Origin of the sequence: Bartonella sp. AP331QHHD (assembly GCF_042195905.1) — a bacterium.
In the GTDB taxonomy this organism is placed as follows: Bacteria; Pseudomonadota; Alphaproteobacteria; order Rhizobiales; family Rhizobiaceae; genus Bartonella.
In genome coordinates this window covers 39907-65884 of record NZ_JBHIPG010000026.1, presented here as the reverse complement: position 1 = coordinate 65884, position 25978 = coordinate 39907, and the positions used below count along the sequence as shown (strand labels likewise).

22 protein-coding genes and 2 pseudogenes are annotated in these 25978 nt (G+C 34.4%); 11 read left to right on the top strand and 13 right to left on the bottom strand.

Features of this window, described 5'->3' with window-relative positions; translation table 11 throughout:
• Positions 1–10: 10 nt before the first annotated feature.
• From ACFIMS_RS02885 to ACFIMS_RS02870, 4 genes and pseudogenes are all read left to right on the top strand, one after another.
• Complete coding sequence (locus ACFIMS_RS02885; protein ID WP_375638402.1) at positions 11–820, top strand: MBL fold metallo-hydrolase; 810 nt, start codon at positions 11–13, stop codon at positions 818–820.
• 109 nt (positions 821–929) lie between these two features.
• On the top strand, positions 930–1289 hold the full coding sequence (locus tag ACFIMS_RS02880; RefSeq protein ID WP_375606871.1) for a hypothetical protein: 360 nt from the start codon (positions 930–932) through the stop codon (positions 1287–1289).
• Positions 1290–1345: 56 nt separating this feature from the next.
• Positions 1346–1474, top strand: a pseudogene (locus tag ACFIMS_RS02875) (MBL fold metallo-hydrolase); the annotation flags it as partial.
• 123 nt (positions 1475–1597) lie between these two features.
• Complete coding sequence (locus ACFIMS_RS02870; RefSeq protein ID WP_375618144.1) at positions 1598–1960, top strand: hypothetical protein; 363 nt, start codon at positions 1598–1600, stop codon at positions 1958–1960.
• A 314-nt stretch (positions 1961–2274) separates the two neighbouring features.
• Here ACFIMS_RS02870 and ACFIMS_RS02865 read toward each other — a convergent pair whose 3' ends face one another.
• From ACFIMS_RS02865 to pcsA, 3 genes are read right to left on the bottom strand one after another with little or no spacing between them, the layout of a single operon-like run.
• Complete coding sequence (locus ACFIMS_RS02865) at positions 2275–2688, bottom strand: DUF6163 family protein (RefSeq protein WP_375611911.1); 414 nt, start codon at positions 2686–2688, stop codon at positions 2275–2277.
• The gene (locus ACFIMS_RS02860) at positions 2685–3731 is read right to left on the bottom strand and encodes an enoyl-CoA hydratase/isomerase family protein (RefSeq protein ID WP_375681235.1); all 1047 of its coding nucleotides are present in this window, start codon (positions 3729–3731) and stop codon (positions 2685–2687) included. The genes ACFIMS_RS02865 and ACFIMS_RS02860 overlap by 4 nt, the downstream gene beginning before the upstream one ends.
• A gap of 21 nt (positions 3732–3752) precedes the next feature.
• Positions 3753–4571 (bottom strand): phosphatidylcholine synthase, encoded by an 819-nt coding sequence (gene pcsA / locus ACFIMS_RS02855; protein WP_375638400.1) that lies wholly within the window; start codon positions 4569–4571, stop codon positions 3753–3755.
• A gap of 185 nt (positions 4572–4756) precedes the next feature.
• Here pcsA and ACFIMS_RS02850 point away from each other — a divergent pair, with 185 nt between their 5' ends.
• The 4 genes from ACFIMS_RS02850 (at position 4757) to sodC (ending at position 8121) form a co-directional block, all read left to right on the top strand.
• Positions 4757–5983: a UbiH/UbiF family hydroxylase gene (locus ACFIMS_RS02850; RefSeq protein ID WP_375696378.1), complete on the top strand. Its 1227-nt coding sequence runs from the start codon at positions 4757–4759 to the stop codon at positions 5981–5983.
• Between the two features lie 510 nt (positions 5984–6493).
• Positions 6494–6838 carry a hypothetical protein gene (locus tag ACFIMS_RS02845; protein WP_375638399.1) on the top strand — a complete coding sequence of 115 codons (345 nt, stop codon included), beginning with the start codon at positions 6494–6496 and terminating at the stop codon, positions 6836–6838.
• Positions 6816–7139, top strand: a complete 324-nt coding sequence (locus ACFIMS_RS02840; RefSeq protein ID WP_375675849.1) for a hypothetical protein — start codon at positions 6816–6818, stop codon at positions 7137–7139. Before ACFIMS_RS02845 ends, ACFIMS_RS02840 begins: the two co-directional genes overlap by 23 nt.
• A gap of 454 nt (positions 7140–7593) precedes the next feature.
• Entirely contained in the window at positions 7594–8121 is a 528-nt protein-coding gene (gene sodC / locus ACFIMS_RS02835) for a superoxide dismutase [Cu-Zn] SodC (protein ID WP_375632234.1), read from the top strand.
• A 643-nt stretch (positions 8122–8764) separates the two neighbouring features.
• Here the strand turns inward: sodC and ACFIMS_RS02830 are convergent.
• The 9 genes and pseudogenes from ACFIMS_RS02830 to ACFIMS_RS02790 form a co-directional block, all read right to left on the bottom strand.
• Positions 8765–9703, bottom strand: coding sequence for a COG2958 family protein (locus ACFIMS_RS02830; RefSeq protein WP_375696377.1), 939 nt, complete (start codon positions 9701–9703; stop codon positions 8765–8767).
• A gap of 378 nt (positions 9704–10081) precedes the next feature.
• Positions 10082–12835 carry a DEAD/DEAH box helicase gene (locus tag ACFIMS_RS02825; RefSeq protein WP_375696376.1) on the bottom strand — a complete coding sequence of 918 codons (2754 nt, stop codon included), beginning with the start codon at positions 12833–12835 and terminating at the stop codon, positions 10082–10084.
• Positions 12836–12857: 22 nt separating this feature from the next.
• Positions 12858–14498: a site-specific DNA-methyltransferase gene (locus ACFIMS_RS02820; protein ID WP_375681238.1), complete on the bottom strand. Its 1641-nt coding sequence runs from the start codon at positions 14496–14498 to the stop codon at positions 12858–12860.
• Between the two features lie 83 nt (positions 14499–14581).
• Positions 14582–14983 carry an SUF system Fe-S cluster assembly protein gene (locus ACFIMS_RS02815; protein WP_375628101.1) on the bottom strand — a complete coding sequence of 134 codons (402 nt, stop codon included), beginning with the start codon at positions 14981–14983 and terminating at the stop codon, positions 14582–14584.
• The gene (locus ACFIMS_RS02810; RefSeq protein WP_375618154.1) at positions 14976–16220 is read right to left on the bottom strand and encodes a cysteine desulfurase; all 1245 of its coding nucleotides are present in this window, start codon (positions 16218–16220) and stop codon (positions 14976–14978) included. Before ACFIMS_RS02810 ends, ACFIMS_RS02815 begins: the two co-directional genes overlap by 8 nt.
• Positions 16221–16230: 10 nt before the next feature.
• Positions 16231–17493, bottom strand: a complete 1263-nt coding sequence (gene sufD / locus ACFIMS_RS02805; protein WP_375696382.1) for a Fe-S cluster assembly protein SufD — start codon at positions 17491–17493, stop codon at positions 16231–16233.
• Positions 17494–17504: 11 nt separating this feature from the next.
• Positions 17505–18260 carry a Fe-S cluster assembly ATPase SufC gene (gene sufC, locus ACFIMS_RS02800; protein ID WP_375696375.1) on the bottom strand — a complete coding sequence of 252 codons (756 nt, stop codon included), beginning with the start codon at positions 18258–18260 and terminating at the stop codon, positions 17505–17507.
• 159 nt (positions 18261–18419) lie between these two features.
• A pseudogene (gene sufB / locus ACFIMS_RS02795) lies at positions 18420–20004 on the bottom strand (Fe-S cluster assembly protein SufB).
• A gap of 138 nt (positions 20005–20142) precedes the next feature.
• Complete coding sequence (locus ACFIMS_RS02790; protein WP_375628096.1) at positions 20143–21318, bottom strand: cysteine desulfurase family protein; 1176 nt, start codon at positions 21316–21318, stop codon at positions 20143–20145.
• 160 nt (positions 21319–21478) lie between these two features.
• On the opposite strand from ACFIMS_RS02790, the gene ACFIMS_RS02785 reads away from it, so the two are divergent.
• From ACFIMS_RS02785 to ACFIMS_RS02775, 3 genes are all read left to right on the top strand, one after another.
• Positions 21479–22159 carry an alpha/beta hydrolase gene (locus tag ACFIMS_RS02785; protein ID WP_375613441.1) on the top strand — a complete coding sequence of 227 codons (681 nt, stop codon included), beginning with the start codon at positions 21479–21481 and terminating at the stop codon, positions 22157–22159.
• 322 nt (positions 22160–22481) lie between these two features.
• On the top strand, positions 22482–23735 hold the full coding sequence (gene tyrS, locus ACFIMS_RS02780; protein ID WP_375638395.1) for a tyrosine--tRNA ligase: 1254 nt from the start codon (positions 22482–22484) through the stop codon (positions 23733–23735).
• Positions 23736–23925: 190 nt separating this feature from the next.
• Positions 23926–24411 (top strand): peroxiredoxin, encoded by a 486-nt coding sequence (locus tag ACFIMS_RS02775; protein ID WP_375611894.1) that lies wholly within the window; start codon positions 23926–23928, stop codon positions 24409–24411.
• Positions 24412–24749: 338 nt separating this feature from the next.
• Here the strand turns inward: ACFIMS_RS02775 and prfB are convergent.
• Positions 24750–25878, bottom strand: a protein-coding gene (prfB, locus tag ACFIMS_RS02770) for a peptide chain release factor 2 (protein WP_375613443.1) whose coding sequence is annotated in 2 segments (ribosomal slippage) — positions 24750–25808 and positions 25810–25878 — 1128 coding nt in all. Because the reading frame shifts where the segments join, the coding sequence is not laid out codon by codon here.
• Positions 25879–25978: the final 100 nt, after the last annotated feature.

The following is a 25978-nucleotide window of genomic DNA, read 5'->3' as shown; positions in this document are numbered from 1 at the left end:
GGCAAAAGATATGTGTGATCAATACCGATTTACAATATTAGGTTGTGGTCCTTCTCCAGGAGTGCCAAGACCTAATGGTGATTGGGGAACATGTGATCCGAATAACCCTAAAAATAAACGCTACAGAAGTTCTTTATTAGTTGAACGTATTAAACCTTCAGGAGGCAAAACAACGATCGTTATTGATACAGGTCCAGATTTTCGCTCACAAATGATCGATGCGCGTGTAAGCCATCTTGATGCTGCTCTTTACACGCATTCTCATGCAGACCATATCCACGGTATTGATGATTTACGCAGCTATGCACTTGCACAAAAATGTTTAATAGATATCTATGCCGACAGATTTACACTAGAGCATCTCAAAAGTGCTTTCGGATATTGTTTTCAAACTCCAAAAGATTCATCTTATTCTCCCATTTTAAAAGAGCATCTTATCAATGAAGATAGCCAATTTATTATTCAGGGGCAGGGCGGAGAAATAAGCGTCAATACACATTTACAACACCACGGAAACATTCATTCCTTAGGTTTTCGGATTGGGAACGTTGCCTATTGTACGGATGTTAGTGAATTTCCTGAAAAAACATTATCCAAATTAATGGGTTTGGATGTTCTCATCATCGAAGCCCTTCAATTTAAATCTCACCCAAGTCATTTTTCTGTTGATCAAGCATTACAATGGATAAAATATTTAAAGCCAAAACAAGCAATACTCACACATATGGATAGATCGCTGGATTATAATGCAGTCGTAAATTACGTTCCATCCTATGTAAAACCTGCGTATCAGGGCCTTACTTTCGAAACAACTGCATAAGCTTATTCATACAATATTTTACGTTAAATAAAGTTTTTTGAAGATTATCCTTTATTTTGTTTTATTTTTGACATAAATATCACTTTTTTATGTTTAAAATGAGGTTTTTATGTATAAGAATTTTAAGCGGGGTGTATGTATTGCCGTTTTAGCAGTTTCCTTGACAGCATGTGGGGGGCGTTTAGAAAAAAATATTGCAACGACAACATTACATGATGGATCAATGAGTTGCACCGATATTCAACGGGAGTTTTTTGCTAATAAACGACAGATTAATGATACAATTAGAGAGCGTTCTACAGCAAGAAATAAAAATGTAGCTTTAGCAGCGGCAGGTGTTGTATTTTTACCTGCTCTGTTTTTTATGGATCCTAAATCCAGTGAAAGCAATGAAATTTCGGCTTTAAATAATCGTAATGCTGTTTTGAGTGATCTTGCACGTATGAAACGTTGTAAAATAGTACAGTAATTTTTCTTATTTATCATATGTAATTTCATTTTTTGGTCTTTAAGGAATATACCTTAAAGACCAAATCGAAATTAATGGATTTGGATGTTCTCATCATTGAAGCTCTACTCACACATAATTACAATGTGGTCGTAAATTACGTCCCATCCTATGTAAAACCTGCATATCAAGGTCTTACTTTTTAAACAGATGCGTGAACTTATTAACGAAATATATTTTTGTTGATAGTATATTTGTTAAAATTTTAATCTTACTTTTGCTCTATTTAAATCTCATTAAAAACATTTTGTGTTAAAAGTGAGGTTTTTATGTATAAAGAAAATTTTAAATGGGGTGTATGTATTGTCGTTTTAGCGTTTTTTTTGACAGCATGTGGGGGGCGTTTAGAAAAAAATATTCCAGTTACCACATTACATGATGGAACAATGAGTTGTTCTGATATTCAACGGGAATTTTTTGCTAATAAGCGCCAAATCGATGCTACAATTAGAGAGCGTTATAAAGCAAGAAATAAAAATGCGGCTTTAGCAGCAACAAGTCTTGTATTTCTTCCTGCTTTGTTTTTTATAGATCCTAAATCCAGTGAAAGTAATGAAATTTCTGCTTTAAATAACCGTAATGCTGTTTTGAGTGATCTTGCACGTACGAAACGTTGTCAAATAGCACAATAATTTTTCTTAGTTTTATTATACGTAATTTCATTATCACTATCACTATTTTTGGTCTTTAAGGAATGTACTTTAAAGACCAAATTTTATTTTAAAAGTAAATTGTATGATATAAATATGATGATGTTTTAAAGGAGGGTTTTCTTTTTGGATAAAGGATTTATCTTCTGCATCATATTATCGCATAATATATATTATGGAACTTTATGGAGAAGTATAGCTAGCATCAGCGTTTTGAGGAACGAAGTTTTAAAATGAGCTACTTAAGTTAGCTAAGATCGAAAATCGAGCCTGTTATTCTGGCTCGAAAATTTCAATCACAATGTTTTTTTATTTTTTACTCTTTTAAAAAAAATAATTACAATTTGTAGTACTATAAAAGCTAAAAACAATATTCCATGAAATAATGGTACAAATGGCTGATAAATAAAATCGGAATAATATATTGTTATTGCTTCAATCAATGCTGCAATACACCACACAATGATACCCCATAGTGAATACATCCAAAGTCCAACTAAGGCAATAGGATAGAGAATAGCCAATATAGCTGATGCAAATTGCCACTGCCAAGGCATAAGATCAAAACGCCATAGAATACCTGGAAAAACACCAACAAGGCGTATCCAATAACAAATACCTAGAACTAAGCAAATAAGTGCCAAAAACCGTAAGTAACAGTTATAGATTAAATTGATTTTTGAAATCTGTTTGTGAGAATTATTTTTCACAATAATAACTCTTGTTCAACAGGTTGGAAGTAAGAATCTACCATTTCATCTGTCACATTTGAAAGTTTATCTGGTTGCCATTGAGGTCTTTTATCCTTATCGATTAACATAGCACGTATACCTTCATAAAAATCATGTGAATGAATCATATGATACGCTATGCGGTTTTCAATTTTCATACAATCTTCCAACGTTTGAGATGAATTTTGTTTCATTTGTTTCCAGATAACTTTTAAACTTGTCGGAGAACGTGACTGCAAAATATCATAACATTCTTTAGCAAATAAAACATCTTCATTGCTTTTTTTATGTAGCAACTCGAGACATTCTTCTAAGGTATGGGCACTAAAACAAGTGTTAATAATACAACGTATTTCATGACTTGTTTCATAGTCTTTTGTAATTGTTCGCTCGTTTAAAGCTAAAGTAGGATCTCCTTGCTCAATAACAGCTTTTCTAATCATATCGAATTCAGTTTCAGCAACGGCGTGTGTTGCTAATCCTAAATTTAAGCAATCTCCCCACTTTATACGTGCGCCCGTTAATGCAAGATAGATACCAAAATGATTGGGAAGAGATGGTAAAAAAAAACTTGCACCTACATCTGGGAAAAATCCAATCGCACCTTCTGGCATAGCAAAAACTGTATTTTCTGTAACAATTCGATGCGAGCCATAGAGAGAAATACCTACCCCTCCTCCCATCCAAATACCGTTTAAGAAAGAAATGTAGGGCTTTGAAAAATGTTTGATATAAGCATTTAAACTATATTCATTTCTAAAGTATTGACAAGCAGCAGCACTTTTCCCCATATGATAGATTTCTACAACATCTCCACCAGCACAAAAAGCACGCCCTTCCCCTTCAATTAAGACACAAGAAACATTATCATCTGTTTCCCATGTTCTGAGAGCTTTTTTTAAAGCTGAAACCATTCGTTGATTAAGAGCGTTTAATGCTGAAGGACGTGTGAGCTTTATAATACCAGCACGCCCTTCTTTCGTAAAAGAAATATCATCATCTGCTCCAAAATTAATTCGCATCTCACACCCTTCTTAAAACAATTATTTCATTGTTTTTTTTATACTTTTTTCCCCAAGTTTAGGAAATATTTGCATGATTGCGCCAATACAATATATATAAATTCCTGTTACCGAAATTCCTATTTTAACCCAATAGGGAGCCTCTAGTTGATAAAAGAAGGCAGAAACACCAAAAAAACACCATAAGAGAAAAATGGGAAAATTAATTCTACGTAAACGAAGGACTCTTACTGGATGAATAAAATAAATTGGCAAAAAAGATATAATCGCCGATAGAACAATAATGATAAAAGTAATCCACTCTCCTGGTCTGACTACAAAAAGCGTAAAAATCATCATATTCCAAACAACAGGAAATCCTTTAAAAAAGTTTTCTTTGGTTTTCATACTAGTATCTGCATAATAAATAGCAGATGAAATAACAATAATTGCACTCAATGAAAATGATAACCCTATCCCCATGAAACCACTTTGATAGAGTGCAAAGGCAGGAATTAAGACATAAGTCACGTAATCAATAATATTATCTAACAGCTCTCCAGACCATGTTGGAAGAACGTACTTAACATCAAGTTTGCGTGCAATTGGTCCATCTATACCATCAACGAGAAGAGCAAGCCCAAGCCAACAGAACATAGCTGTCCATTCTTTTTGAGAGGCTGATATAAGAGAAAGAAACGCTAAAAATGATCCCGAAGCTGTTAGTAAATGAACGGAAAAGGCCTTTGCTTGTGGCATTGTTACTTTTTTATGGCGTAATAATTTAGCATTTGTTTTGATTTTCTTTGTTAATTTACGTTTCAAGGTTTTCTTATCCTCGTTTTTAAAGTCTTCAACCATCTATCAATACGCCATTTTTTAACGATGATATAACTCAGCATTTAAAAAAATCATAAAAAGGTTACTTTTTTATATCGCATTATTTATTACATACTATAATAATAGAAGAGCTTCATATAATAAAAAGAGAGAGATCATTTGGAAATGTTAAAATATTTTCTCAATGAATAAAGGTTCAAATCGTTGTGATATTTGAAAAGGAAGAGCATAAAGATATTGCTGTTATTGGTGCAGGTCCTGTCGGAATGTTAGCCGCGCTGAGTCTTGCACAGAAGGGGCTTTCTGTTTTTCTTGTTGGGCCCCCTGCTCATACAGATGAGTTACGGACAACGGCTCTTATGATGCCTGCAATACGCATGCTTCAAAAACTCAATATTTGGGATAATCTTCAAAAACATGCAGCTGCTTTATCGTCCATGAGAATTATAGATATAACTTCTAGAATTGTGCATGCTCCTACGGTGCATTTTTCTTCTACTGAAATTGGCGAAAAAGCTTTTGGCTATAATATACCTAATGTAAAATTGAACAGTGCTTTAGTCGACGCTGTTACACATACGCCCAATATTACAAAATTTGTTTCTGCAGCCAAATCTGTTCATCACACAAAAAACCATGTATGCATTACTCTTGCTGATCATAGAATTATTCAAGCACCACTTGTTGTTGCAGCTGATGGACGTCACTCTCTTACACGTGCCGCAGCAGGGATAAGTGTGAAACAGTGGAATTATCCACAAAAAGCACTTGTTCTCAACTTTTCTCATGAGTTTTCTCATCAAAATACATCAACTGAATTTCATACAGAACACGGTCCATTTACACAGGTCCCACTACCAGGACGAAGATCTAGTCTTGTATGGGTTGTTCATCCTTCCCGCGCTGAGGAATTATTAAATATAGAACCAAAAACAATTGCAAAAATGATCGAAAACCAAATGCAATCAATGCTTGGAAAGCTAAGCTTAGAAACATCAATTCAAGCATGGCCGCTTTTCGGACTTCTTTCTCATCATTTTGCTGCTAATCGAACAATTTTAGTGGGTGAAGCCGCTCATGTTTTTCCCCCTATTGGGGCACAGGGATTGAATTTAGGATTCCGTGATGTCCAAACTTTAATTGATATTTTACCCAATAAAATATCCAATTCTAACTCTGAAATGATTGTTGCACATTATAACAAATGCCGCAAACCAGATATATTAATCCGAAGTGGAGCTGTTCATACACTGAACTCTGCTCTACTTTCTCATATGTTGCCTGTTCATATCATACGAAGCATTGGGCTTGGTTTGTTGCATAGTTTCCCACCATTACGTAATTTATTTATGCGCGAAGGAATGTATCCCGGTTATGGATTCAAGGAAATTATGCAAATATTTCCAACAAAATCATCAAAACAGCTCTACTAAGCAATAATGGATAATAACGTAAAATAATAAAATTGCATTTTGAATCATATCTATTACTAATATAAAAAATATTTTTGTTCTTTCTAAGAAGTAACAATTTATATTAAAATAATTAATTATATTTATTTGATTTATTTATAATAATAACATGTTTAATTAATATAACTGTAAATTATTTTTTATTAAAAATTATTATATATATTTAGTATATTGATATGAAATAAGAGAAAACTGAATTATATACTACAAATTAAATTATAAAGATATCTTGCTAAATCATAGCTGTTAAATTTAGAACTATAAATAAAGTGAAAAATAATACCGTTTTGAAAAAGTTATTTTATAAAATTAATTTTAATAAGAAAATAAATAATAAAAAAACAGTTTTATTTAATCAATATATTTTTAAAAATTTTTATTGTTAAGTATAATATTAAAAATAAAATCATCTTTGGAACCTGTTAGTAACACAGAGGTTAATGAAGTGTTGTTTCAACAAATGGTAACAAGATGACACTAAATAATTTTTTGAAATTAAGTACTTTTTTTATAATGATTGCATGTGTCTCGTTGATAGTCACGACTTCAATAAGTGAAGTTTTTTACCTTCCTTATTGTCAAACCTTTACCTATAGCTCTACTCAAAAGGTCACTAAAATAGGTCAGAACTCATTTACTGCTTCACAAGTTAAAAATTGTCTTATGCAAAATGGTTTTGAGAATATTAAACGATTGCGCTTAGATGACAATGGTATCTGGCGTGCTTTAGTAAAATTTAAAAAGTCCCATTTTTTCGTATCCGTTGACTATTCAGGAACAGTTAGCATTCAAAATGAAAGAAAAGAATATGATTGATTTAAAAACTTACAGCAACGTTTCTTTTCACAGCTGTAAGAAAAAAAAATTAAAAAAGTGCTACCATTCTATTAAAGAATTTGCTTTCATTGGCGGTTTAAATGGTAGCATATCAGGAGCTATCGCGGCAACTCTTGCAGCTTATGGTTATATTGCTCTTCCAGGATTTGGTCCAGTTATCGCAATGGGTATAGGAGTAGCACTTTCTTCCGGAATAATAATAGGAGCACTGATAGGATCAGGAATGGGAGGGAGTGTCGGTATATGCTGTATTTTATTGGGAAATTTATATGAATCATAATAATTTTTTCTCTTATAAATTTCATAATGAATAGAAATTTCTCGTCATTTTTTCTATGAAAAACAATTAAATCATCAACAAATTATATGTTCTTTTTTTGATGAAACGATCATCATATTGTAAATGAAATAATAGCTAACTTACTAAAATTCCTTATTTAATTTCTTATTATACCTCAAAAAGTAGATTTTTTAAAAGCATCTCTTGAAGAAATGTAAGTGAGATATAATTATCCATCCATAAAAGCTGTATTTTTTATAGATCAAAAAATAAAAGTTATGTTCAGAAATATATATAAACACACTTTAATTTATTTGCTCTTTCTAATAACAGAATATTTCTATGTAAATTATTTTTCTTAAAGTTAAATTTAAGACATTTATATAATATATCATTAATATAGATTGTTATTTATAGACAACAATATATTAAAATATAAGTATAAAGGTATTTTATGAAAAAAATATTATTATCATTATTGTTTTTTATGGCATTTTTAATTCATAAAAATTCTGCATTAGCACTATCAAAACAAGTAAATATTTATAAATTAGAATATAACAATTCCAAAAAGGCTATTGGTAGCATTAAAATTGAAGAAACCACATACGGTTTGATTTTCATCCCTAATTTATCTACTTTATCAGAAGGAATGCATGGTTTTCATGTACATGTAAATCCTTCATGTGATACAAAAGATGGCATAATTGGTGGAAGCGCAGGTGGACATTATGATCCGGAACATACCGGAAAACATTTAGGACCTTATAATGTCAATGGTCATCTTGGTGATTTACCAGCACTTTATGTTGATAAGCAGGGATATGCCATAATGAGCGTTCTTGCTCCACGATTAAAAAAAATCTCTGAAATTAAAGGGCGCTCTTTAGTCATTCATTTAGGGGCTGATAATCAATCAGATAAACCATTACCGCTTGGCGGAGGTGGTGCACGTTTAGCGTGCGGTATTATTGAAAAATAAAGAGAGTATTGTGGCAGACTGCGACAGTACACACTTCCTTTACCATAAGGTGTGAGAGAAATTTATTTTTTAAATCTATTTCAAGAAATTGAGTAAACTATGTGAATATTTTATAAAATTAATGTTTTTTTGAATGTTTACTTCGGATAACAAAAAGCTTAGTAATCATCAAAACGAACAGCAATGGAAATTAAAGAAATAGTAGTGTAAATTCTCCGTAAGAAGACTTCAATATGAGGAAGTAATATTTTCCATGCTTGATGTAAACAAAGCAAAAAAGTCGAATTTCACCCTCTATAATAGCAAATTTATAATAAATTATAATCATTAAGTCTAGTATTTAATGGAATCACGCTCAATGCACAAAATAGAACAGGCTTAAAACAGAATTTTTACTCTTCCCCTACTCAACCCTACTCATGAGGTACGTGAGAAAAATTTTAATTGATACAATATCAATATGAGATGGTTTGAAAGGATTGAATACTAGGATATTCATTCCCCTCATTTAAGTTTAAAGACTAATTATCATTAGTAAATCAACATATTATACCAATATAATAAGACAAATAAAATAGTTAGAGTAATTTTCATCATTCTGAAAAAAAGCTTTTAAACAATAGAGTCTTTTTAAAAATACCCCTCATAGATACATATGATCCCAATCTAGAGGACGCATCTCACCAGTTTGATAAAATTGACGAATGAGCTTAATATAATCAAGAAAATCTTCGTTTTCCTCCACTAATCTATTAGCAGTATCCCAATCAATATCACTACGTTCTTTGGCAGGAATTAAGATCTCACTCTCGGAAGAGTTTTCCTTATTAAGTCTTATAAATCCAATTCCATGCAAACTTGAAAGCATCCGAAGCTCTTTTAATGTATCAACTCCTTCAATTTCACTAGCAACTAAATAACTCAAATTAGCCCATGAAGAATTACTAACTGTTTGAAAAAATGCTTTTCGTAAATTTGAACGATTGATGAGAATTTTTACTTCAAAAGACCAAAGCTTTGTCTTTTTATCAAAATATTGCAAAATACAGGCTTTGATTTCACGATTCCATTCCTTGCTTAAATCTTGCATCCCTACGAGATCTGGATAAAGCCATTTATTTCCGCCTGCACCATGTTTATTACGAGAACATTTCTCATTAATGCGCTTGCTATAAACTGCAAGCTCTGACCATAAAAATTTAGATAATAATGGATAAAGATCATGCTCTTTAACAGAGCCATCTTCTGTTCTACTCTTTGCATTGTCCTCTATTGCATCAATTTCAGCACTATCTGTTTGTTCAGTAAAATAATATTGTCTCGGTCGTCCTTCAGTGGTTTTAATTTCTGAATAACGCTTTTGTAACTGAGGGCGTTTTGCCCCTATTTCAGCAACAATTTGCTGAATAAGAGCCGCATCACTATTAAGGGGAGTGATTATTGCCGTTGAATTCTTTTGTTTTTGAAGGCATTTTTCTGGGTAATTTTCAAATATCCATTGAGCAATTTCTCGAGCTGTAAACTTTTTTGTCGGGTTTTTCTTTAAAAAATTAAAAACAGTGTTTGTTAAATTTAAAGTCATATGAAAAACTCCCCCTTTTATCCTCTGGGTATTTCATTATATTCAGGCGTTTTAAATGAAAGAACAATAAACTGTTTAAGTTTTTTAAAAAAAGAACATTTATCAAATTACTCAATAAAATTAAAATATTTTTTTTAATTTATGACTATAAACTCAAAGATTTTTTTACATAATGAAAATAAGATTGTACTTTTATAAAAAAGTGTGAATGTGCTACAAATCCCCATACAAAAGCATAATCTTGTATAACTTTTCTATACATTTTTCTTTTTATTTTAACGTCGTTAGAAAAAAGTTAAAAATAATTATTCAAACATTTGATTAAACCTCACACCCGTCAATTAAAAAACTTATGTGTTTTATTTTTGAAGCAAAAAGTTATAAGCTCTCAAGTATAGATTCTGAAATGGTAAACTCTGCACACAAACCTTCAAAACTACTATTTGCTTTAATAGCATCATGGGGAATAAGAACATAATACCATTTTTTATCGCCATAAGTCGCCGCATAGCGCGTTGCATGACAACACCATTGAACTGCAGCTTCTCTCTTTTTTAAAACAATAGGATTTTGCATTTCAGAGGCTTTTTTAGGCTCACAAAGATATTTGGCATCCTTCGTTTCTACAACAAAGTCTGGTTCATAGATTGATCCTTTATCATATTCTATTCTGAAAAAACCTCGAGCGGGTTTCATCCATTTCAAGACTTGTGCATCATCCTCTAATATTTGAGCAAATCGTAATTCCCCTTCTACTGAATCAAACTTTTGTAAAGGATAACAGCATTTTCTAAAGCCGCTGAATACAAGTTTTTTAATATCGCTTTTAATGGCAGGAATATTACGAAAGTCAAGAGGAGACGTCCCTTGCGGCAACACATAATGGATAGGTTGTAAAGTTGTAAAACCTCGTGTAACTTTAACCGCATAATCTTTTTGCGTTTCCCATTGATGTTCTCTTAATTGCGCAACAATAAAACTAGTAAGCTTGTGCTGATAGTGAATTAATACGTTCTCAACAGCTGTATCATTGGGTAAATAAGATCGGAAATGTTCTACTATCTGACTAGCTAATTTTCGTAATAAGAGCGTATGGTTATCATAATCGACAAAGTCATTATCAATCAAACCACGAATGATGTAGTTTTCAAGATAAGGCTCTTTGACATATTCATTCTTAGATGTGAGAAAAATGCTTTTATGGGTACGCAATTCTCGAATTAAAAGTTCTTTACTAACAGGTTGAAAATTTAAGTTTTCTAAATTTTCCAAATCAAAATCATAAAAACCATAAGTAACATCACGCGAAGGAATGAGTATAATATTTGGAATATCTATTATTAGTTCTGTTAATTGTTTTGTCAGAATTGTCACCACTTTTGATACAAGAGACTTTTGTGATGAAGGCTTAATATTCATAACTTTATTAGCAATTTTTTCTTGTATCTGTGCAGAACAAAGCATTTGAGAACTTGGCAATTTATCATTCTCTTTGATAAGATCCCACGCGATCGCTGCAATATCTTGCTCTTCAGGCGTTAATGTAGGGGAATCTGTATGACGTAATATGATACCTTGTAAATCAGAAGATGCTCCATTTATATCGGAATTACGTATTACCATCGTTTGCATCAATAAAGCTTCTACTTGACTTGGAACTGTCACTATATCGGTCTTTTCAAAGGGGATATTCCCTCCTGTTCCAATCTCAATATGCTTTTTTATAATTGAGTTTGGATCGTTTGCACGATCAATAATATCTTGAAAACGATCATGCGCAATAATTGTTAAACGATCAATAGCTTCCACGCCTGTTCTATACCCATAAGGCAAACGCAATCCACGCCCAATTGTTTGCTCTGTTAAAATTTCTGAAGCCGATGCACGCAACGGTACAATAGTATAGAGATTCGTAACATCCCACCCCTCCTTTAATTTATTAACGTGAATAACAATTTCTGTTGAGTCATGAGAATCTTCAATTGCAATCAGCTTTTGAATATTTTGATCTTCTTCTATATTCGACTGTTTTGTATGAATCTCTATAACTTTTCCCTTATAAGCTCCTGCAAAAAAATCATCTGTTTCCAATAAATCACGCAATTTCTGTGCATGATTTGTATCTTGAGCGACAACTAAAATAAAAGGCTTAACGAACTTTTTGTTATAATCTTTTGCATAGACAATTAAATCTGCTTTCACGTTTTCATGGGCATGAATTGCATCTTGTAATTTGATATGTTCTAATTGTTCAGATGTATAATTTTGAGGTTGAAAATCTTTACGTGTAGCAACAGCAGGCTCTTTTACAAAACCATCTCTCATAGCCTCTGCAAGTGAATAACTATAGACAACATTTTTAAAATCTACGGGTTTTGCACCTATTGTTTTTGGTGTCGCTGTAAGCTCTATTCCTAAAACAGGTTTTAACTCATTAATTGCTGCCGCACCAGCAGAAGCTCGATAACGATGTGCTTCATCCATTAACAAAACTAAATCAGGAAGATTTGCGAGATAATCAAAATAACTTTCACCAATCGTTTCTTGTAAGCGTTTAATTCGCGGAATACTAGATTTTAGTGCGCCTTTTTTATTATCCGTTGTATTAATTTTAGAAATATTAAAAATATTGATAAAGGCCGTATCTCTATTCTCAAACAAACGCTTTTGTCCTTGAATATGGTGTTCATCAACGCGAATACCTTTACCACTTTCATAATCTTCACCTGTAATAATAACGGGTCTATTGGCAATAAATTCACTCATTCCACTGAAAACATACTTCGGACTTTGGGGACTAAAATCCTGTTTTAACTTTTCATAAATAGTCAAATTTGGCGCTAAAACAAAAAAATGGCGACTACGACCTGTTAAATAAAGATAGCTGATAAAAGCCCCCATAAGTCGCGTTTTCCCAACACCCGTTGCTAAGGCAAAACAAAAAGAGGGAAAGTTTCGTTCAAAATCTTGTACAGAAGGATAAAGATTTTTTATCACTTCTAACTCTGCAACCAAATCAGCATTTTTAGAAAGCTCTATATTTTCTAAGATTTTTACCAAAATATTTAAAGATTCACGTTGAGGATCACGCAACGATAAGCGAGCAGAAATCCTTTGTTCAACAGTGTTCATGAAAAACTCCGCTTTTTATATATTATTCAAATAGATCTAATTCTGCTTGCGCAATATCTTTATTTTTGCTGTTTTCTTTTACCACAATTACTGGTTCAAGATTGGCTACATTTAAACTGTAATCGTCCCTTCCCCATTCGCATTTTTCTAATATTGCACGGGGGATTTTAGTGAGTGTCAGATTTTCAAAGGATGCTGATTTTGTATCAAAGGCTGTACCACAAATCAGCAACGTGCGATGAGAGCCTACCTCTTCACTCATTATACGGAGTTGTTCATGGGTCATAGCGCTTGTTGTGACATAAATATAATCTGTTTCGGTTGAATACCCTTGCATCCAATAATGATTTTCATCAGGTGCATAGGTAAATCCCATATGTTTGCACATTGCTTCTGAAAGCATCGCAGCATTATATTCGCGACTAATAATCCATTGTCCCCATGGATCCTTTTGCAACAGAGAAGGTGCAAGGCGATAATAACGGAATCCACCGCCACCTTGCCAATTGACACTTTTGGAAATTCCCCCTTGATCAGTTCCATCAATGACTTGTTTTAAACGAGGGATAATGTGGGTGTGACAATGCTCACCAAGTTCAATCATAATCCACTTCCTTCCCATTTTATGGGCAACAGCACCGGTTGTGCCAGAACCAGCAAAAGAATCCAGTACAAGATCACCGGGATTAGTGGCAAGTTGAATAATGCGTTCCATTAAACGTTCCGGTTTAGGAGTTGTAAAGACACTATCAGAATTGAAGACTTTGGCTTCTTTTTTTGCATCTTGATTATGGCCAACTTCCTGATAAGGCCAAATGGTCATTGAAACCATGCCATTTTTTACTTCTGATAAAAAACGCTTCAAAGAAGGAACATTGCTTCCTGTGGGGCCAAACCAAATACGATTATCATTCAATAATTCAAAGAATTTTTTTTTATTCATAGCCCAACTTCTACCATTAGGAGGCATTACCTTGCGTCCAGAAGGTGTGATGATTTCATAAATATCCTTAGGTGTTACTCTTTTTACAGATAAATCTCCAGATTTCCAAGGACCGCGAGGATCATTATCAGGATTTTTATAGCGCGCATCCATATCGTTTGAACGAGGAAGCAATTGAGGGCGCCAAATCGTTTTGTCTTTGGCATAAACCATTATAAAATCATGATTATCAGAAAGCCATTTTGTATCATTTTGTGGAGCATATTTCTTTTGCCAAATAATATTGTTGATGAAATTTTGGCGACCAAAAATTTCATCCATCATCACTTTAAGATAGGCTTGTTCATCATCATCAATTGATATCCAGATACTTCCATCATCCGCCAGTAAATGATGTAACAATTCTAGCCTGTCTCTCATAAGGCTTAGCCATAGGGAATGCTCCAAACCATCTTCATAATGTTCAAAGGCATTGCCTGTATTATAAGGCGGATCGATATAGATACATTTTACCTTCCCCATATATTCTTGTTCAAGCGCTTTGAGTGCGAGTAAATTATCACCAAAAATGAGTTTATTATCAAAAATATCTTGGGTAGATACTTGGTGCGGAGCGTGATAAGATTTTTCAAGATCTTCCAATAAAATACGAGGCTCTAGTTTTGGGCGTTTTTCTTTTCCAATCCAAGTGAGTTCTAGTTTTTGTTTATTATAACTCATGCGATCGTCCTTAAATTTAAACGCTTATGAAAAGTAAACAGCTTATTCATGAATGGCTAAATTAGAGTCTCTTAACAATACTTTTAGTACCATCCGACAGCAATTTGAGCTTCTTCTGACATACAATCAGGTGTCCATGGTGGATCAAAAGTCATAGTGACTTCAACATACGAAACCCCTTCAACTGCACTGACTGCATTTTCTACCCACCCCGGCATTTCACCTGCAACAGGACATCCCGGTGCTGTAAGAGTCATTTCAATTTTTACTGAACGATCATCGTCAATATCAATACGATAAATCAATCCTAGCTCATAAATATCAGCAGGAATCTCTGGATCATAAACTGTTTTGAGAGCAGCAATAATATCATTTGTCATACGATCAATTTCGTCTGCTGGAATTGCTGATATGTAAGATTTTTTATTTTCGCTTACAGTTTCAACGGATTCTGTAGAATGACGCTCTTCAATTGATTCAGCCATTAAAAAATGTCCTTGTTTCTTGCAATGCTTCTACTAATTGATCTATATCCTCTTGAGTGTTATACATGGCTAACGATGCGCGGCAAATAGATGTTAGACCAAAGCGCTGTAATAAAGGCTGTGCACAATGGGTTCCCGCGCGGATTGCAACTCCTTTTCTATCAATAAACATAGCGATATCATGGGCGTGAATCCCTTCAATTGTAAATGATATAATAGCTCCTTTATTGGGAGAATGACCATAAATACGCAATGACTCAACCATTTTAAGTTTTTCCTGCGCATAAGCTAAAAGGGACCTCTCATGGGCATGAATCGTGCTACGACCTTTCTCTTGTATATAATCAATAGCCGCAGTTAATCCAATAGCTTCAACGATAGGAGGAGTGCCTGCTTCAAAACGGTAAGGAGGAGCATTATAAAAAACCTTATCGGTTGTTACCTCCTCGATCATTTCCCCTCCCCCTTGAAAAGGACGCATTTCTTCTAATCTATCTTCTTTACCGTACAAAACACCAATACCAGTGGGTCCATAAAGCTTATGACCTGTAAAGACATACCAATCACAATCGAGATCTTGCACATCAACGGTTAAATGTACTGCTCCTTGAGAACCATCAACAAGAACAGGAATAGAATTTTGATGTGCTAGCTTAATAATCTCTTTAACAGGAGGCACAGTTCCTAATATATTGGACATATGCGTTATAGCAACAAGCCGCGTTTTTTCGCTTAAAGCCTTTTGGAAATCTTCAATGTGCAGAACACCATTTTCATCGACAGGAACAAAAATAAGTTTAACACCTTTTTGTTCACGGAGAAAATGCCAAGGAATAATATTTGAATGATGTTCCATGATCGTTAGAACAATCTCATCACCTTCTTTGAGTTTTGGCATCGCCCAACCATAAGCAACAGTATTAATAGCTTCTGTTGCATTTTTCGTAAAAACAATTTCTTCAGCTTTTTGAGCATTTAGAAAAACACGAACGGTTTCACGAGAATTTTCATAGGATTGTGTTGCTATATTGGCTAAAAAATACATTCCCCTATGCACATTAGCATAACTATAGTGATAATAATTATTCATTGCATTGAGTACTGACATTGGTTTTTGGGCAGAAGCACTACTATCAAGATATGCTAATCGCTTTCCATAAACTTGATGGTGCAAAATAGGAAAATCACGCCGAATTTCTTCGACATTATAAGTAAATGTTTGTACGTTATTTTCCATTTTTTCTACCTTAAACATTTTTTTCAAGCCATTTACTAATGATATTCTCCAAAACGATTTGAATATTATCTTGCTTGATGTCATCAATGAGCTCAGAGATAAATCCTTTAATCAAAAGTGCTCGCGCCGTTTTAAATGGGATACCACGTGTCATAAGATAAAAAAGATAATCATGATTAATATTAGCAACTGTTGCACCATGACCACATGCAACATCATCAGCAAAAATCTCTAGTTCAGGCTTTGCATTAAATTCTGCATCATCTGAAAGAATAAGGCTATTACAAGCCATGCGTGCATCTGTTTTTTGCGCTTTTTGAGAAACACGTATTATTCCTTGGAAAACACCAACAGCCTTATCTGTAACCACATTGCGTATAATTTCGGTTGATGTTGATTTTTCTTCCACGTGACGAACAGTCATTGTAAGATCACTATGTGTTTGTCCTGATAATAAATTTATGACGCGTAATTGAAAATCAGATTCTTCTCCCTGTAATTCAATATCGATTTCTTGGCGATTTAATTGACTCCCTATATTAATGACATAAAGTGATAACTTCGCTCTTTGATCAAGAACAGCACAAAATCGACCAAATTGTGTAGAATTAAAATCACGATTGCGAATGAGAATCCACGTAACATCACTATCAGCAGCAACATTTAATGAAAATATTGAACTGACAAAGGTATCTTTATCATTGCCAACCTGATGTTCAATAAACATAACTTGACTATTTTTATCAACTTTTATATCCGAAAAAATATGAGATTGTCCCCCCATTTGTATATTTTGTAATTCAATGGGGATATTTAACTTTGTATTTTCAGGGATGTGAAAAAGCCAACCATCTGTAACAAAAGCTGTATTTAACTGTCCAATAAAATTGTCATCAGAAATGTTTTGATTTATCTGTACAGAATTATCTTCTAATGCGTCTGAAAGGCGTTTTACTGCAATGTTGTCTACCTTTGACTCTATCGATGTTTTTCCATTGTTTATGGAGAAAACAGCACTTTCTGAAAGCAATGCATCAACCAATTGATTGTCTTGAACTTTTGAAAAATTGCTAATAGACTTCAGTAAGGTACGCAGATTGGTATAATGCCAACTTTCGATTTTACGGGAAGGAAGCCGTGTCATTTGAAACTGCTCAATAGTTTTCTTGCGGATTTCCTGTACAGCTTTATCACCAGGTAAGTGGTTTACATACTGATTGAAATTACTGAGTATATTTTCTTCAACCGCTAACAAGTTTTGCTGTGCATTCATATTTAATAACCTCAAACCGCTTCCCTAATAAGATCAGCATACCCATTTTCCTCTAAATAAAGCGCTAAGGATTTATCACCGCTTTTGATAATTTGTCCTTTATAAAGAACATGTACCGTATCAGGAATAATATAATTAAGCAGCCGTTGATAATGGGTAATCACCAAAAATGAACGTTTTGAATCCCGAAGTTTATTAACACCATCTGCAACAATTTTTAGTGCATCAATATCTAAACCAGAATCCGTTTCATCTAAAATGCAAAGTGTAGGTTCAAGAAGTGCCATTTGTAAAATTTCAGCGCGTTTTTTTTCTCCACCTGAAAAACCTACATTTAATGGACGCTTTAGCATATCCATATCTATTTCAAGTTTGGCTGAAACTTCTTTAACACATTTTATAAATTCAGGAATTTTAAGTTCTTCGTCACCTCGCGCTTTGCGTTGAGAATTCATCGCAACTTTTAAAAATTCCATTGTTGCTACCCCTGGTATTTCCATTGGATATTGAAATGCAAGAAAAACACCATATGCAGCACGTTCTGCTGGATCCATTTCTAAAAGTGATTGTCCATTATAGAGAATATCTCCTTCTGTTATTTGATAATCATCACGACCAGCAAGCAAATAAGATAAAGTTGATTTTCCGGCTCCATTTTGTCCCATGATAGCGGCAACTTCTCCATCTTGAACTGTCAAGTTTAAACCACGAATAATTTCTGTATCGGTTTCAGCAATACGGGCGTGCAAATTTTTGATCTCTAACATAATTTAATCCTGTTTTGGCTGTTTTTCAGATATCAATGCGTATTATTTTACCTTAGCATCCATCTACTTTTGTAATTACCATAGAGGTCATTTTTAGCATTATGTGCTACCGTTACAGCCTTTTTACATAAAGTCTTCTATTTATCTAATTAAATAAAATTATCCAACACTACCTTCAAGGCTAATACTAATAAGCTTTTGTGCTTCGACAGCAAATTCCATGGGAAGTTTTTGAATGACCTCTTTTACAAAACCATTTACAATTAATGCGATAGCTTCTTCTTCGGGAATTCCTCTTTGCATAACATAAAAAAGTTGGTCATCAGAAATTTTTGATGTTGTGGCTTCATGTTCAAACTGAGCTGTTGCATTTTTTGCTTCAATATAAGGAACTGTATGCGCACCACAATCATTTCCGATTAACAAACTATCACATTGCGTAAAGTTACGCGCATTTTGTGCTTTTCGATGAGCTGTGACTTGTCCCCGATAAGTGTTATTTGAAAAACCTGCAGAAATACCTTTGGAAATAATGCGACTGGATGTATTCTCTCCCAAATGAATCATTTTTGTACCAGAATCAATTTGTTGATAACCGTTTGCAACAGCAATAGAATAAAATTCTCCACGCGCATTATTACCACGGAGTAAGCAGGATGGATATTTCCAAGTAATCGCAGAACCGGTTTCAACTTGTGTCCATGAAATTTTAGAGCTATCACCTCGACAATCTCCACGCTTCGTCACAAAATTATAAATACCGCCCTTTCCATCTTTATCGCCAGGATACCAGTTTTGTACTGTAGAATATTTAATCTCTGCATTTTCAAGGGCAATAAGCTCAACAACAGCAGCATGAAGTTGGTTTTCATCACGTTGGGGTGCTGTACACCCTTCAAGATAAGAAACATAGGAATCTTCAGCGGCGATAATCAATGTTCGTTCAAATTGGCCAGTGTTGCGTTCATTAATCCTAAAATAAGTTGAAAGCTCCATAGGACAACGAACCCCTTTAGGAATATAAACAAATGAACCATCTGTAAAGACAGCTGCATTTAAGGCCGCATAATAATTATCACTTATAGGTACAACTGTTCCTAAATATTCTTTAATAAGCTCAGAATGTTCAATAATCGCCTCTGAAATAGAACAAAAAATCACACCAGCACGTGCCAGCTCTTTTTTGAATGTTGTTACAACAGAAACAGAATCAAAGACTGCATCAACAGCCACCTGCCCCGATACAGACATACTGTCATCAAAAGTGGAGGGATCAGACTGTTTTCTTACTCCTGCCAAAATCTCTTGTTCTTTAAGGGGAATGCCAAGTTTTTCGTACGTTGCTAATAACTCAGGATCCACTTCATCCAAAGATTTTGGTCCTGTATGATTTTTTGGAGCAGCATAATAATAAAGCTCCTGAAAATCAATTTTAGGATATTCAAGACGCGNGTCCTGTATGATTTTTTGGAGCAGCATAATAATAAAGCTCCTGAAAATCAATTTTAGGATATTCAAGACGCGCCCAATGAGGCTCTTGCATTGTCAGCCAACGGCGGTAAGCTTTTAAGCGCCATGTTAGCATCCATTCAGGCTCATTTTTTTTAGCGGAAATAAATTTGATAATATCCTCATTTAAGCCTTTTGGAGCTTTATCGGTTTCAATATTGGTTTCAAAACCATATTTATATTGGTCAACATCTATTTCACGTACTTGGCGTATCGTTTCTTGTACTGCCGGCATAAATTTTCTCCATTTTTTGGCGTCAAAAACCGGTAACTAAAGTCTTGTTTTTTACAAGATTAAAGTAAGCAAGTTATCTCCTAGGCTATAGGTAAAGCGCAAAAATTTCAATCAAACTTATTTTATTTTTAAATAATTCTAATTTTTATAACTTTCTGATGATAAATCTTCCCCTTTTTTCCTGCTTATAATTTGAGAAAAAAACGACAGAAAATCATCAATATCTTCAGAAGTTGTGCCACGCCCTAGCGAAATGCGAATGGCACCATTTGGAACATGATACCCCATTGCCTCCAACACTTTGCTTTGTTTTACTTTTCCCGAAGAACAGGCAGAGCCGGATGATAAAGAAAACCCTTCTAAATCAAAAGCAATTTGCATCGTTTCAGCTTTTATATTTTTCACGGTAAAGTAAGTTGTATTTGGCAAACGTTGAACTCTTTTGCCAAAAATCTCAACATTTTTACTTATTTTTTGTAGTCCAGCTTCTAATTTATTGCGTAAATATATTAACTGTTTTATTTCCTCCTGTGTGAAGCAATCAGTCATTGCTGCCCCAAAAGCAGCAATAAGGGGCAATGCTTCTGTTCCTCCACGGAGACCTTTTTCTTGTCCTCCTCCAATAATAAGAGGGTGTGGCATGAGAAGATTACCACATGAAACAAAAGCACCAATTCCTTTAGGACCGCCAATTTTATGGGCAGACAGTATAAAAAAGTCTCCTCCTAACTGATGAATATCCACAAAATTTTTATCTACATATTGTGTCAAATCAACTATAAGAGTGCCTCCTAAATCCCGAACAATAGCGGCGATTTCTGTTAACGGTTGAATAACACCCGTTTCACTATTTGCAGCTTGAATAGCAACAAGAGGTAAACCTTTTGTTTTATCGTGAACCGTTAAGAGTGATGTTAATTTATCTTGTTGTATGAGCCCATCTTGATCAACATCAATGACGCTTATCAATTCTTTAGAAAAACGTCCTCCCTCTGCAACAGAGGGATGTTCAGTCGCTCCAAGGTAAAGATGAGAAAATTTAACTTTTGCTTTCCCCATATTGTAAAAAGGTGTTAACAAAGTCATTGCGGCTTCACTCGCACCAGAGGTAAATACCACGTGATCTGGATCTGTTTTAAGATTTTCAGCGATTTGCCGACGGGACTTTTGCAACAAAGTTTTAGCGGCACGCCCTTCCTTATGAACCGATGATGGATTACCAAATATCTCTAAAGATTCCAGTAACGCTATCCGTGCCACTTTTTTGAGCGGTGTTGTTGCGTTATGATCAAAATATCGGCGTTTTATAACCATTTTACATCGCAATCATTAATCTTATGAATTGATTGAAAAAATAGCGCATTTTTCTTGAAAAGTGCACTAAAAAAAGAATATCTAATAATTATTTAAGAGATTCTATGGTAAAAGTCGACCAGGGTCAAAGAGAGCCTTTTATTGCATTAAGGAGCATTTTATGCCAGAAATTATTTTTAACGGTCCCGCGGGTCGGCTCGAAGGGCGTTATCAACCTTCACAACAAAAAAATGCACCCATTGCGATCATTTTGCATCCTCATCCCCAATTTGGTGGAACTATGAATCATAAAATTGTCTATGACCTCTTTTATATGTTCCAACAACGTGGCTTTACAACTTTACGTTTTAACTTTCGTGGTATTGGTCGTAGTCAGGGTGAATTTGATTATGGAATAGGAGAACTTTCAGATGCTGCTGCTGCTCTCGATTGGGTGCAGACACAACATCCAGACTCTAAAAATTGTTGGGTAGCAGGATACTCATTTGGAGCATGGATTGGTATGCAGCTTTTAATGCGCCGACCGGAAATTGAGGGATTTATCTCAGTTGCCCCTCAGCCTAATGTTTATGACTTTTCATTTCTTGCACCTTGTCCCTCTTCTGGACTTATCATTCATGGCGGTATCGATAAAGTTGCCCCTCCAAAAGATGTTCAAATACTTGTCGATAAATTAAAAACACAAAAAGGTATCATCATTACACAAGAAATATTGGAAGAGGCTAATCACTTTTTCAGTGGATGTCATGAAAAACTTATTGAACGATGTGCCCACTATTTGGATAACCATATCTCCAATGAACTTCTCGCTCCTCCTCCTGAAATACTTTCACTAACTTAGGAAAATACGATAGATTTATAAAAAATTAGCAAAAATCGTCTCTGATCATAACAAAGTAATTTTTTTAGTCTGCATTTAAAATTTTTCTAAATTTTATTTCAGGATAGAAATGAGAATAACAGAACACCTTTTTTCTATTACTAAGAAGTTTCTTTTTTAGCGTAAAAAGGAAATAATACCTGTATTATTATCTTTATACTACCAATATGTCTCTTTCTCTTGTGAGGTGTGCGTCAGTTATGATAGATAACGCATTAATAATTCGTTATATAATCGCCTATTATATACAATAAATGCACTCTTAAATTAGGAAATTAAATCTGTGTTTGCCTTTAAATCTGATTTTTTACACATTATGAGCGAACGTGGTTTTATCCACCAAATTTCAGATGAAAAAGGCTTAGATGATCTTTTTTCAAAAGAAACTGTAAGCGCTTATACTGGATTTGACCCAACAGCATCGAGTTTACATGCTGGAAGTCTTCTTCAGATTATGATGCTTTATTGGTTACAAAAAACGGGTCATCGCCCCATTGCTTTAATGGGTGGAGGAACCGGATTGATTGGTGATCCTTCTTTCAAAGACGAAGCGCGACGCCTTCTGACACAAGATGATATTGCTGCAAATATTGATGGTATTAAAAAGGTATTTGCTAACTATTTGACATTCGGTGACCGAGAAACCGATGCTTGTATTGTGAATAATGCTGAATGGTTATGCAATTTAAACTACTTAGAATTTTTGCGTGATGTAGGAAAGCATTTTTCTGTCAACCGTATGTTGTCATTTGATTCTGTCAGACTCAGACTTGAGCGTGAGCACTCTTTGTCATTCTTAGAGTTTAATTATATGATTCTGCAAGCTTATGACTTTGTTGAACTTTATAAACGTTATGGGTTGCGTATGCAAATGGGGGGCTCTGATCAGTGGGGCAACATTATTAACGGAATCGAATTAGGACATCGTTTAGGAACACCGCAATTATATGCGTTAACATCACCATTGCTGACAACCTCTTCCGGTGCCAAAATGGGTAAATCATTGAATGGGGCTGTATGGCTAAATGCGGATAAACTTTCACCTTATCAATTTTGGCAATACTGGCGCAATACAGAAGATGCTGATGTAACACGATTTCTAAAGCTCTATACTCCATTGCCGATGGATGAGATTCTTAAACTTTCTCTATTACAAGGAACTGAAATTAACGAAGCAAAAAAAATTCTTGCAACAGAAATTACAGCAATGTTGCATGGACGTGTTCTTGCTGATGCAGCAGCAGAAACGGCTCGCAAGACGTTTGAAGAAAAAACTCTGGGAGAAAATCTTCCAACTGTTGAAATTAATGCCTCAGAATTAAAAAAAGGTGTTGGATTGCTCACTCTTTTAGTACAAGCAGGACTCGCTAGATCGAATAGTGAGGCACGCCGACACGTTCAAGGTGGAGGTGTCCGTGTAAATGATCAAATTATTGAGGATGAAACACATCTTATTATTGAAAGGGATGTCAGTGCAGAAGGAACCATTAAACTTTCTTTTGGTAAGAAAAAACATGTTGTGATGAAACCAGTATAATCTTTTGCTGTTTTGTTTATGTTGTTCACGTCGAGCTTGTTCTTTCAATTCAATCGTTGTGATAGGGCGAATTTTGTTAGGGAAATAAAAGTCTCTTCAAAACGATAAAATTCTAGAGAGTTGAATAGTTCTTTTCTTCTGTGTACTCTGATATTTTATACCTGTTACACAAAAAAGAAAGATGAAAACAATGACAAGACCAATGAAAGGTGCTCTTGCTCCTGATTTTACTTTGCCGCGCGATGGAGGAGAGACAGTGTGTCTTTCTGACTTTAAAGGAAAGCCTGTTGTTTTATATTTTTATCCAAAAGATGACACCAGTGGTTGCACAAGTGAAGCACTTGATTTCACAAAATTAAAGATGAAATTTGATGAAATCGGTGTTGCTGTTATTGGAATCTCTCCAGATAATGTAAAAAAACATGATAAATTTAAAATAAAACATGAACTTGATGTCATCTTGGTTTCTGATGAAGAAAAAACGACCCTCGAAGCTTATGGTGTTTGGGTTGAGAAAAGCATGTATGGACGCAAATATATGGGAGTTGAACGGAGCACTTTTTTAATTGATGCAAATGGAATAATAGTAGAAGAATGGCGCAAAGTAAGCGTATCTGGGCATGCTGAAAATGTTTTAGCTACTGCAACACTTTTATATCATAATGGTAACTTGTAAATTGAGTGTTTGATTTACCTTCAAAAGCAAAAGTTATTCTCCCTAATTGATTTTAGTTTTTCAACGGATTCAATTTTTACAATATATTGATTTATAAGGATAATGAATTGTTTTACATTTATATTAGTCCCCCGAATATCGCAAAATTTTCTGATTTCAGATTCTTCCTATCACTTGCAATATCATAAGCAGAATTAGCGTGTGAGAAAAAGTTGAAGAAAGGAACAAGAAAATCCCCCTTTAAACCTTTAAAGTATCAAAGGCTATATAACATCACAGCATCCATAAAACGAACAGCTTAAGAAAAAATCTACATGGCTTGAAGGAAGGATATGTAATTAACGAATATCCTCAATTTTTTTGTCTTTTCCATAAATGCGCCGTGCGAGTGCTGCCTCTATAAATGCATCTAAATTACCATTAAGTACGGATTGTGGATCCGTATTTTCAATTCCTGTACGCAAATCTTTGACAAGCTGATAGGGTTGAAGAACATAAGATCTAATTTGATGTCCCCATCCGATTTCTGTTTTAGAAGATTCAGCAGCATTGGTTTCTTCTTCTCTTTTTTTAAGCTCTTCTTCATAAAGCCGTGCACGCAACATCGACCAAGCCGTAGCGCGATTTTTATGTTGAGAACGCTCTGTTTGACATTGAACAACAATACCCGTTTTTATATGTGTGATGCGAACAGCAGAATCTGTCGTGTTAACATGTTGTCCTCCTGCTCCAGATGCACGATATGTATCAATACGCACATCTGCCTCTGAAACATCAACTTCAATATTGTCATCAATAACTGGATAAACCCAAATGCTTGCAAAAGAGGTATGGCGCTTTGCATTCGAATCAAATGGAGAAATCCGCACTAAGCGATGAACACCTGATTCTGTTTTTAACATTCCATAAGCATTATGCCCTTTTACAAGAATAGTCGCTGACTTTATTCCTGCTTCTTCTCCATCATGAATTTCTAAAATTTCAACCTTCATTTCATGCTGTTCAGCCCATCGCATATACATACGTAAGAGCATAGAAGCCCAATCTTGGCTTTCTGTTCCCCCTGCTCCAGCATGAACTTCTAAATAGGTATCATTCGGATCTGCCTCTCCTGAAAGAAGTACGTCAATTTGCCTTTTATCTATCTCATTTTTAAGATTACGTATTGATCTTTCTGCATCAGCGATAATTTCCACATCACTTTCTTCTTCGCCCATCGCAATAAGCTCAATGCATTCTTCAAGTGTTTTTGTAAATGATAAAAGACCATTGATTGAATCATCAAGACGTTGACGCTCACGCATCATATCCTGTGCTCGTTGTGCATCATCCCATAATGATGGATCTTCCGCTTTTTGATTAAGATATTCAAGACGCTTTAGTGATTGATCCCAGTCAAAGATGCCCCCTTAGCAATTGTATTGCTTTCTGGATTTCATCAACTAATGTTTCTATTTCTGCTCGCATAATTTAACACCGTATTTTTAAAAACTCTTTTTGGTTGTGTCTCTTAGCATTTTATACAAATTTAATAGCTGCTATCAGAAAATGGTACAGTTCTATCACT